This window comes from Inhella gelatinilytica (genome assembly GCF_016093295.1).
Classification (GTDB): Bacteria; Pseudomonadota; Gammaproteobacteria; order Burkholderiales; family Burkholderiaceae_C; genus Inhella; species Inhella gelatinilytica.
This window is the reverse complement of record NZ_JAEDAL010000016.1, coordinates 1-8,508: the sequence shown is the minus strand read 5'-3', so window position 1 is coordinate 8,508 and position 8,508 is coordinate 1. Positions and strand designations below refer to the sequence as shown.

Genomic DNA, 8,508 nt, shown 5'->3' with positions numbered 1-8,508 from the left:
GTCTCGCCCACGGCCAGGAAGTTGAACGCCTCAGCACCGGAGTTGAAGCTCCAGGTGATGTTGTTGACGTCGCCCGTGTTGGCCGCGATCGGACCGGCGTTCACACCCATCATCGCCAGCAGCGTGGCGTTGACCGGCGTGCTGCCACCCGCGTAGGTGCCACCCACGGCAACCGCCGTGACGGCGTTGGTCACCGTGTCCGTGGTGTCCACGTCCACCACCGTCAGCGTGTCGCTGGCGGTCAGACCCGCGTTGGTCTCGGTCACACCCACTGCAGCCACGTCACCCGTTTCCACCGAGATCACCGGAGCGTCATTGACACCCGTGATGACCACTTGCACGGCCTGGTCCACAAACGCGCCTTCTTCGTCCGTGATGCGAACGGTGTAGTTCTGCGTCACGGTCTGGCCAACCGCCAGGTACTGCACCGCGCTGTTCGCCACCGTGAAGGTCCAGGCCACGGTGTCCGCGCCCTGGTTCACAGCGCCCAGCGACAGGGTGCCCAGCATGAGGCTCTGGTCCGTCGTGATGGCAGCCGTGTGCACGTCCGCCGTCAGGTAGGAGTCCAGATCGGCGAAGGTGATGGTGCCCGTGTCGGTCAGGTTCGGGTTCGAAGCGTCTTCGGTCACCGCACCGGCTGCATCGGTCGAACCCACGACGATGGTCGGGATGTCGTTGGTGCCCGTGATGCGGATGGTCACGTTCTGGGTGAAGGTGGCGCCGTTGATGTCCGTCACCGTGATGGTGTAAACCTCATCCACGTACTCGCCTTCGGTCAGCTCTTGCACCGCCAGCGAATCGACCGAGTAGTTCCACTGCACCGTGCCGTTGCCAGCGCCCGTGGCGGCGGTCGTGATGGTCGGCGTCAGGACGCCGGCATAACGGTTGCCACCCGCAGCCGTGACCGACACCGTGTGGGTGTCGCTCAGATCGGTATCGTCGAAGGTGAACGAGCCGGCTTCGATCAGCTTGAAGGTGATCGGCTGGATGTTCAGGTCTTCGGTGATGGCACCCGTGACGTCCGTGGCCGTCACCAGGAACGGCAGGTCGTTCGCGCCAGTGACGTTGACGGTGTAGGTCGTGGTGACCACGCCATCATCGCCATCCGACACGGTCACCGTGAACACGTCGCTGGGGGTTTCGCCATCAGCAACAGCTTCCACAGCCGCCTGGTTCGGGGTGTAGGTGTACGCGCCGGTCAGCGAGTTCACCACCAGCGTGCCGTAGCTGCCAACCTTCTCGATCATGTGACCGTTCGGGAAGGCTTGCGCCGAGCCGCCGGTGATGCCGTAGGTCAGCGTTTCAATATCAACGTCAGCGCCCACCAGGGTACCGCTCAGACCACTGGTCGAAGCCAGAGCAGCCGTGTTCAGCGCCTGGTCCACCATCGTGCCGCTGGTCACAGCGGCGATCGTGGGCTGGTCGTCCGCGCCCGTCACCGACACCGTGTAGGTGTTGGTGGCGGTCAGGCCAACGTCGTCGGTCGCCGTGATGGTGAAGGTGTCGGAGCCCGACTCACCGTCATCCAGCGCTTCGATCGCAGCAGTGTTCTTGGTGTAGGTGAAGGCACCCGTGGCGCTGTTCAGCGTCAACGTGCCGTAGGTACCAACCTTGGTCCAGATGCCAGCGGCCAGCGCACCACCGGTCACGGCGGTGTAGGTCACGGCACCGCCATCGGTGTCGATAGCGTCCAGGTTGCCCACCAAGTTGGTGTCCGTGGTCGCAGCGCTCAGACGCACTTCAGCCACCGAGCCCACTTCGGCCGGGAACACCGGCGCGATGGTGTCGCGCAGAACGATGTCGCCAGACTGCAGGCTGGTCACGCCGCTCAGCGTGATCTGCACGTCCAGACCGTTCAACACGCCGTCGTCGTTGACGTCGATCCACAGCTTGTTGATGTCCTTCTGGAAGACGTAGTCGGCCTTGCCGTCGTTGGCGGTCAGGCTGATGGCGCCTTGGGCGTCCGAGAAGTCGTTGGCGTTGCCCGCGAAGTTCACACCGATTTGGTTGGCGGTATTGTAAGCATCCGCAGCCATCACCGGCGCACCCGCGAAGGTGGCCTTCACAGCAGCCGACACGGCTTGGGTTTCGATCACGATGCGATCGTTGCCCGAGGTGAAGCCGGTCACGACGTCGCGGGTCAGACCCACGGAGTCAGAGACGTTCTCCACGCGCAGACGGTCAGCGCCTGCACCCAGGCTGATCTGATCCGAACCCGCGCCACCAGTGATGGTGCTGCCAGCTTGCGTGGCGATGCCGCTCACGCTGATCTGGTCGTCGCCATCGCCACCCCAGATCGTGTTGTTGCCGGTGCCGGCCACGACGGTGTCGTTGCCCGTGCCTGCCACGATGCTGTTGTTGCCATTGCCAACGGTCACGCTGTCGGTGCCGGTGCCGGCGTCAACGGTGCTGTTGCCATTGCCCAGGGTGACGGTGTCGTTGCCCGAACCTGCGGTGACCAGCTTGTTGCCGTCATCGTTGGTGATGACGTCGTCGCCAGCGCCCGAGTTGACGGTGTCGTTGCCCAGCCCCAGGTTGATGGTGTCGTTACCAGCACCCGTGGTGATGTTGTCCGAACCCGTACCGCCGGTCACGTTGAAGTGACGCGAGCCCGTCACGCCGCCGGCGTTCAGGGTCATGCCGCCTTCGGGCAGGTCTTCCAGACCCGCACCGGTGGTGGTGTCGTTCAACGCGCTGGCGTTCACCGTGATGGTGCCAGAGGCCACACCGGTGAAGGTGTTGTTGGTGATGGTCAGGCCAATGTTGGCGTCACCGTTCTCCACCACGTTGAAGGTCTCAACGCCCGTAACGTTGGACAGGTCGGCCGTGCCGTTGTCCGCGGCCAGGCTGAAGCTGTCGTTGGCGGTGGTGCCACCGGTCAGCACGTCGGCTGCGGTGATGGTCGAGGCCGTCGACTGGAAGTTGATCGCCGTCGCAGAGGCGCCACCGTTGATGGTGTCGTTGCCACCCGCGCTGAGGTCAACCGCCAAGCCGCCGCTGGCCGGCACGAAGGCCGCGTCCAGCAGGACGTTGTCGTTGCCGCTGCCACCGATGATGGAGTCAATGCCGGTGGCCTTGGCTTGCGCGCCCAGCTGAGCCTGCACCAGACCCAGGCCCGCCGTGGCGGTCAGGATCTCATAGTTGGTCACGCCCACGAACGAGTCGTCGGTCACCGAACCATTGTTGATGGCCAGGGTGTCGCGGCCGTCGCCACCGTCCGTGGTCACCGTGGTGCCCAGGTCAGTGCCGTCGATTTCCAGGCGGTCATTGCCCGCGCCGGCGTTGAACACCAGGTTCTCCGGCAGGTTGGGGGCGCTGCCCACCACGGTGTCGTTGCCCGCACCGCCGGTGATGTTGAACTGGTAGTCCTTGTCGGCCAGAGCCGACAGGTCCACCGTCAGGGTGTCGATGCCGGTGGTCAGGCTGCTGGCGTCCACGGTCACCGTGTTCAGCGTGCTGACGTTGCCGCCGCTGAAGTTGACGGTGAAGTTGCGACCGATGTCGGTCGGCGTATCCACCGTGTGCTGGGTGACGTAACGCTCAACATCGGTGACGTTGGTCAGGTTCACGTTGGCCGTGACGTTGCCCGCCGCATCCGACAGGGTCACGGTGTCGGTGCCCGAGCCGCCAGCCACCACATCCGTGGTGCCAAAGGCGGTGGTGCCCGTCACGATCAGGTTGTCGTCGCCCGAACCGAGGTTGATGTTCTCGTTGTAGCTGGCACCGTTCAGCAAAACGGTGTCGTTGCCGGCGCCCGAGCTGATGGTGTCGTGACCCGCTTGGCCATCAATGGTGTCGTTGCCCGAGCCGGTGGTGACGTTGTCTTCACCCGTGCCCATGTTGACCGTCAGGCCAACGGTGTAGGCAGCAGCCGACAGGGTGTCATCGCCCGACGAACCGGTCACCGAGACGATGCCCGCGTTCTGCGCGTTGGCGCCCAGCGTGGCGCTGTGGGCCGAGGCGTAGTCGTAGGTCTGAACGCTGGTCACGTTGGCAAAGCGGCCGTCGCCGGCACCATTGCCCGTGGCGTGCAGGGTGTCGTCGCCAGCACCGCCAGCCACCGTGTCGCCGCTGTCCAGGTTGTTGCCCATCCAGAAATGGTCAGCACCCGCACCGCCGGTGATGTTGAAGTCCTCGTCGATGCCGTCACCGTCAACGTCCAGCGCTGCGGTGTTCACCGTCAGGACTTCGCCCGCATCCAGGTCGCCGCCGTCAATGGCCAGGACCGAACGGGTGTCGCCACCGTTTTCCAGGTTGTTGTAGTTGCCAGCGGCACCTGCCACGGTGATGGCCACCGTGTTGTTGTTGTAGGTGTTCTCGTTGTCAACGACCTTCAGCGTCTGGATGCCGGAGACTTCGTCGCCCAGCGCCGCCGTGATGGTCACGGCCGTGCCCGGGGCCACCTTGGTCGGGTTGACCAGGTTGATGGTGTCCGTGCCCGAGCCACCCGCGATTTGGGCGTCAGCACCGTCCAGCTCACCGCTTTGGACGATCAGCAGATCGTCGCCAGCTTCCATGGCGATGTTGTCCGTGCCATTGGCGCCGTCGATGGTGTCGTTGCCAGCACCCGACTTGATGGTGTCGTTGCCGCCGTTGCCACGGATCGAATCCGCGCCCAGACCGGTCACGATGGAGTCGTTGGCCGAACCGCCCAGAATGGTGATGGCGCGCGAGAGCACGTCATCGCTGGTGCTGCCGATCGGCTCGTCACCCACGCCGTTGGTGGGCGAGAGGTCGTTGCCTTCAAAGGTGAAGGCATCGTTCATCGCCGACGCGTCGATGGTGGTGGCCGTGCCGCTGTCGCTGTCAAACGGCGAGGTGTCGGTCACGGTGATCACGAGGGCCTTGGTACCGTCGGCGATCACGATGTTCTCGAAGCCCGTCACACGGTCCAGGATGTTGCCGTCGGCGTTGTTCGCGCTCAGGTTCAGCGTGTCCGTGCCGTCGCCGCCCACCAGGGTGTCGCCACCAGCAGTCGCGGAGGTTTCGGTGAACGAGCTGCTCAGCGAGGTGCCGGCGTTAACGGTGTCGTTGCCCGTACCGGCATCCACCGAGTCAGCGCCACCGGCGGTGATGTCGATGGTGTCGTTCTCCGAACCACCGCTCACCACGTCGTTGCCCGAACCCACGGTGATCGTGTCGGCGCCTTCGTTGCCGTCCACGACGTTGGCACCGTCGCCAGCGCTGATGTTGTCGTCGCCTTCGCCACCACGGATGGTGTCGTTGCCGCCCAGCGCCACGATGGTGTCAGCACCCGCGCCGCCCAGAACGGAGTTGTTGCCCAGACCCGCGCGGATCCAGTCGTTGCCGCCATTGCCTTCCACGGTGTCCGCACCGTCGCCGGTCACGAAGGTGTCGCCACCCGCGCCACCCAGCACGGTCGCGCCCGTGTCGTTGTCTTCGGTCGACAGCGCCACAGCAGCGGTCGAGGCCGTCGCGTCCACGCGATTCACCGAGCCGCTCAGCGCGTTCTCGAACGCGGCCAGGCTGCTGTTGGTGTCGCCAATGGTCAGCGCGTTGCTGGCATTGATGTTCAGCGTGGTGGTGCCCGGGGTGTTGAAGTCGTTGATCCGGACGTTGCTCACGCTGTCGCTGCTCGACTCGGCGCGCGCGGTCAGGTTGACGGTTTCAATGCCCGAGGTCGTATCGGCGCCGTTCACACCACCGATGGTGATGGTTTCAGCGTCAATGCCATCGTCGTCCGAGTCGGTGACCAGGACATTGGCAACATCCGACGTGCCGATCACGTCGTCGTTGCGGAAGTCCAGGCCCACGCTGGTGCCGTCGGTCAGGTTGCGAACTTCCAGGTTCGAACCGATCGTGGCGTAGTTGAAGAACACGTTGGCCGTGCTGTTCACGCTGCGCAGAGTGGTGATACCCGTGGTCTGCGACAGGTCGAACGAGGTGGCCGCGGTGACCGGCGTCAGTGCACCGGAGATGCTGTCGTTGGTGACTTCAAAGGTCTCGACGCCGGTCAGCGTGAAGCTGGCGAAGGCGCGGCTGCCCACGGCGCTGTCGATGTTCAGCGACAGGATGTCGTTGCCCGTACCGCCATTGACGTTGTCGCCAGCGTTCAGGTTGTTGTTGAAGCCACGGATGCGCTCGTCGGCGCTGGTCAGCGTGATGTTGTCCAGACCCGCGGTCAGCACTTCGTCAACCGGGTTCACCGTGATGGTCACGGTGGCGGTGCTGGTCAGACCACCCGCGTCGGTGACGGTGTAGGTGAAGCTGTCCGTGCCGTTGAAGTTGGCGTTCGGGGTGTAAACAAAGGTGCCGGTGCTGGCATTGATCACCACCGAGCCATTGGCCGGGTTGGTGGCCTTGGCGTAGGCCAGCGTGGCGTTGTCGATGTCCGAAGCGACCAGTTGGCCGTTCACAGCCAGCTCTTCGTCGGTCGTCACGGCAGCGGCGGTCGCCACGGGAGCGTCGTTCACAGCCGTCACGGTCACGGTGGCGGTAGCGGTCGAGGTGCCGCCGTTGCCATCGCTGACTTGGTACGTGAAGGTGTCGGTGCCGTTCCAGTTGGCAGCCGGCGTGTAGTCAAACTTGCCGGTCGTGGCGTTCCACACCACGGTGCCGTGAGCAGCGCCGGTCAGGACCGAGTAGCTCAGGGTGTCGCCGTCGATGTCGGTGGCCACGGGGGTCACGGCGATCACGGCAGCGTCTTCAGCGCCCACGGCGGTCACAGCGCCCGCAACCGGGGCGTCGTTGACGGCCGAGACGGTGATGCTGACGGTCTTCGGAGCCGACACGGCCAAGCCGTCGTTCACGGTGAAGGTGAAGCTGTCGGTGCCGTTGAAGTTGGCAGCCGGGGTGTAAACGTAGGTGCCGTTGGCGTTGAACACCACGGTGCCGTTGGCCGGGGCGGTGGCCACGGCGTAGGTCAGGGCGTCGCCGTCGATGTCGGCGCCGGTCACGGTGCCGCCCACCGAGGCGTCTTCCGCCACGCTCACAGCGGCCGGGGTGTTGGCGGTCGGGGCGTCGTTGACCGAGGTCACGGTCACGGTGGCCGTGGCCATCGAGGTGCCGCCGTTGCCATCCGCCACCATGTACACGAAGGTGTCGGTGCCGTAGAAGTTGGCATTCGGGGTGTAGTCAAACTTGCCCGTGGTGCTGTTGAAGCTCACGCTGCCGTTGGCTGCACCGGTCACGACCGAGTAGCTCAGGGTGTCGCCGTCGATGTCGCTGGCGATCGGGGTCACGGCGATGGCGCCACCGTCTTCAGCACCCGAGGCGCTGACAGCACCGGCCACCGGGGCGTCATTCAACGCACCAACGGTGATGCTGACGGTCGTGGCAGCCGAGACAGCCAGGCCGTCGGTCGCGGTGAAGGTGAAGCTGTCCGTGCCGTTGAAGTTGGCGTTCGGGGTGTAAACGTAGCTGCCGTCGGCGTTGAACACGACCGTGCCGTTGGCCGGGCCGGTGGCCACTGCGTAGGTCAGGGCGTTGCCGTCGATGTCAGCACCGGTCACGGTGCCACCGACCGAGCCGTCTTCCAGCACCGAAGCGCTGGCAGCGTTGGCGGTCGGGGCGTCATTGACCGCACCCACCGACACGGTGGCCACAGCCAGGGCTTCGCCACCCTTGCCATCCGACACCTTGTAGGTGAAGGTGTCCACGCCATTCCAGTTGGCGGCGGGGGTGTATTCAAACTTGCCGGTCGTGGCATTGAAGCTCACGCTGCCGTGCAGGGGCTGCACCGCAACGGTGTAGCTCAGGGTGTCGCCGTCCACATCGGAGGCAACCGGGGTCACAGCGATCGCGCCACCGTCTTCCAGGCCCGAGGCCACAACAGCCGCAGCGGTCGGGACGTCGTTGGTACCGGTCACGGTGATGGTGAGCACGCCATTGCTGCTCATCATGCCGTCGCTAACCTTGTAGTTGACGGTGATTGCACGCGTCGCACCCGCAGCAAGGCTGTTGTAAGCGGCGTCGGTCGGGTCGAACGTGAAAGTGCCGTTGGCGTTGAACACCAGGCCCGGAACCGGGTCTTGACCCGCCACCAGCGAGAAGCTCAGAGCGTCGCCTTCCTTGTCGGTGTCGTTCGCGGCAACCGTACCGCCAATCACCGCACCGCCCTCGGTCGCCGAGGCGCTGTCCGCCACCGCCACCGGGGCCGTGTTGGGCTCGTCCGCCAGCTTCAGCGCGGCCAGACTGGTCACGCCAACATTGGCCGGATCCATCGAGAACGAGTAGGACAGGGCCACAGAATTATTAAAGTACTGGGCCGACGAGCCAAACACAGCGTCGTCAACCAGCGTGGGCAAATAGCTCACCGCAATGATCAGCAAGTCACCACGCTTCAGGTTCGGATCCCCAGCCAGCGCCCCAATCAAGAATGCCTTGGCTTGCAGCTTGGCATCACCCGTCATGTGCAGGTTGGTGACGATCAGCTCCGCCCAGTCAGCATTGCTCAGCGTCTTGAACGCATCGTTCAAATAAAACGACACATTCTGCGCAGCGGTACTACCAACACCCACCGCAACCTTGGATTGGTCGCGCAAGGCT

Annotated in this window: 1 protein-coding gene; it reads right to left on the bottom strand. The window is 64.7% G+C overall.

Annotated features, from left to right (window positions below; genetic code table 11):
* Positions 1 to 8,508: tandem-95 repeat protein (locus I7X43_RS16205; protein ID WP_198101997.1), on the bottom strand; the 8,508-nt coding region annotated here is incomplete at both ends.